A 2,334-nucleotide genomic window follows, 5' to 3' on the forward strand; every position below is an offset into this window, starting at 1 on the left:
ACGTGGTAGATGACCTCGGTCTCGCGCGGGATGCGCGGGAGGTAGCGGGTGAAGGAGGTCTCGGTGGGCGGGATGGCGAGGAGCTCGATGACCTCGCCGCCCTGCTCCTGCATCGCGGCGGTGAAGTTGTCGCGGTGGTCGTAGCCGAAGGCATAGTCGGGGTAGATGAGGGTGACCTTCCTGCCGAGGTTCGACGCGACCCAGGGGGCCATGGCGCGGACCTGGCTCTTCACGTCGGTGATGCCGGGCTGGAGGGTCCAGCGGTTGAGGGCGCCGCTCGCCACGTGGTGGCCCTCGGAGCAGACGAGATAAGGGATGCGGAGCTCGCCGGCGCGGGGGGCGGCGCCCATGACGACGTGGGAGAAGAGGGTGCCGAAGACGAGGTCCATGTCTCCTGCTGCGAATTTCTCCACCACTTCGGCGCCGCGCTTGGGATCGGTGCCGTCGTCCTCGAAGACGATCTCCACCGGGCGGCCGTTGATGCCGCCCTGCTCGTTCAGGACCTTGAGCGCGGCGGTCGCGGTGCGCTCGTACCAGCGGCCGTAGGCGGCGCCGATGCCGGTGCGGTGGAGCTGGAAGCCGAGGCGGATGGGCTGGGAGCTCTGCGCCTGGACGAAGCGCGGGGTGGCGGCGAGCGCGGCGGTGGCGGCGGCGCCCTTGAGGACGGTGCGGCGGCTGGTGGTCATCGGTGGTCCCCCTGTTTGCGCCCGAGCATGTGGCCGGGGGGGCGAAAAGTCTATGGGGTTCTGGCGGATGCGGCGCTAGCAGGCTGCTGAGGAAGGCAGCCTTGTGATCGGGTGCAAGCAGTGATTCCGTCAGTGTGAGGAAGGGTGGCAGCGGACGGGATCGCGACGAAAGGGGCTGATCGGAGGGCGGGAAGCTGTTCTCCTGTGTCGATCTCGAGTTGCGGGTCCGGGCGGACCATCCGTTGCCTTCTTCAGCAGCCTGCGGGTGGTCGAAATCAAGGAGAAGCTACCCAGCGCTTCCCGGGGGGCTCTCTCAGATTGCGGCCGGGTCGGCTTGAAGGACGCCAAACAACAGTCCTCCGGGCTCAGCGCACGTGCAGAACCAGCCAATTCCAGGAATCGCGCGTTTCGGCTCGATGACCTGCCCTCCGTTCTGCTCGACCTTGCCAACAACGTCGTCCAGGTCGGGTACCGGGATCGTCATCAGGGTGAGCGGTCGGCCTTCCGACTGGGGAAAGTCTTTCGCCGCACCAATGCCGCCATCGATGCCGGGCGCCTCTGGCGCTCCGGCCTGAATCCGATAGTATCCAGGGATCGCCTCGAAGGGTACAAACCGCCATCCCAGGCACGCCTCGAAGAAGCGCCGGGCCGCTTCAACGTCCATTACGGTGAGATCAAAATATTGAGGCTTCAAGGCCGTATCCTCCATGACCGATCGGCGAGGATTCCAGCCGATGCTGGCGTGTGGGATCTAGCGCATGCACACCGGTATCTCCATCGAAGTTTCGCCATCGGATCGGAGGTATGTATTGATCCGCGCTGTCAGACGCCGGGCGCGCCGGCGGCGGACTCGTTAAGCTGCGAGGACATCTGCCTCATTGAGCGGGGTTTTCCCAGGCACCAGCAGTACCCGCCGGGATGTAGAGGGCGGTCCCGCGTGCCGTGGTAACGGCAGGGCCGACGCGAAGGCGCGGGAGCGCTGCTGGCCGTTGTGCTCGAACTTCTCGAATATTGCAGGGTCGCATCTGCTCGTTTCTCCTAATGTCTTCATTTCATGCCTTCCGTCGCTCCTGTCCCGCAGGTGCGATGATGGCTTTTGCCATTGCAACCCTTGCCGCTGCCGCCGCAGCTAGAGGGATGGGGCTCCTGGAGGGAGGTGGGCGATGACGGCGGAGCTGGTGGCGGCGATCGCGGCGCAGGAGGCGCGGCTGGTCTTCGACGGGTTCGATGCGGACAGGGCGCTCGGGATCGGGCTCGACATCCGCGAGCGGGTGGCGGCGGCGGGGAAGGCGGTGGCGATCGACCTCAGGCTCTGGGACCGGCGGCTCTTCTGGTTCGCCATGCCGGGGACGACGCCCGACAACGAGGACTGGGTGCGGCGGAAGGTGAATGCGGTCCGGCGGTTCCAGAAGAGCACCTTCCGGCTGGGGCTGGAGAAGGGCGGCCGGCTGCTGCCGCCCGAGGCCGGGCCGGAGGCGGTGGCGGACTGCGTGCTGGCCGGGGGCGGCTTTCCGCTGAAGATCCGTGGCGTCGGGTGCGTGGGCGCGGTGACGGTCTCGGGGCTGCCGCAGCGGGAGGATCACGAGGTGGTGGTGGCGGCGCTGGCGGCGGCGCTCGGGGTGCCGGCGGCGGAGGTGGCGCTGCCGGG

Annotated in this window: 3 protein-coding genes; 1 reads left to right on the forward strand and 2 read right to left on the reverse strand. The window is 67.6% G+C overall.

The window, feature by feature from the left end; translation table 11 throughout:
* Both Q0112_RS14680 and Q0112_RS14685 read right to left on the reverse strand, forming a co-directional pair.
* Positions 1-686, reverse strand: a 686-nt coding sequence (locus Q0112_RS14680; protein WP_297976544.1) for an ABC transporter substrate-binding protein, incomplete at its 3' end; no start/stop codon positions are given.
* 313 nt (positions 687-999) lie between these two features.
* The gene (locus tag Q0112_RS14685; RefSeq protein WP_297976546.1) at positions 1,000-1,380 is read right to left on the reverse strand and encodes a VOC family protein; all 381 of its coding nucleotides are present in this window, start codon (positions 1,378-1,380) and stop codon (positions 1,000-1,002) included.
* A 469-nt stretch (positions 1,381-1,849) separates the two neighbouring features.
* On the opposite strand from Q0112_RS14685, the gene Q0112_RS14690 reads away from it, so the two are divergent.
* Positions 1,850-2,334: heme-degrading domain-containing protein (locus tag Q0112_RS14690; protein WP_297976548.1), on the forward strand; the 485-nt coding region annotated here is incomplete at its 3' end.

The organism is uncultured Amaricoccus sp. (assembly GCF_937858865.1).
Taxonomy (GTDB): domain Bacteria; phylum Pseudomonadota; class Alphaproteobacteria; order Rhodobacterales; family Rhodobacteraceae; genus Amaricoccus.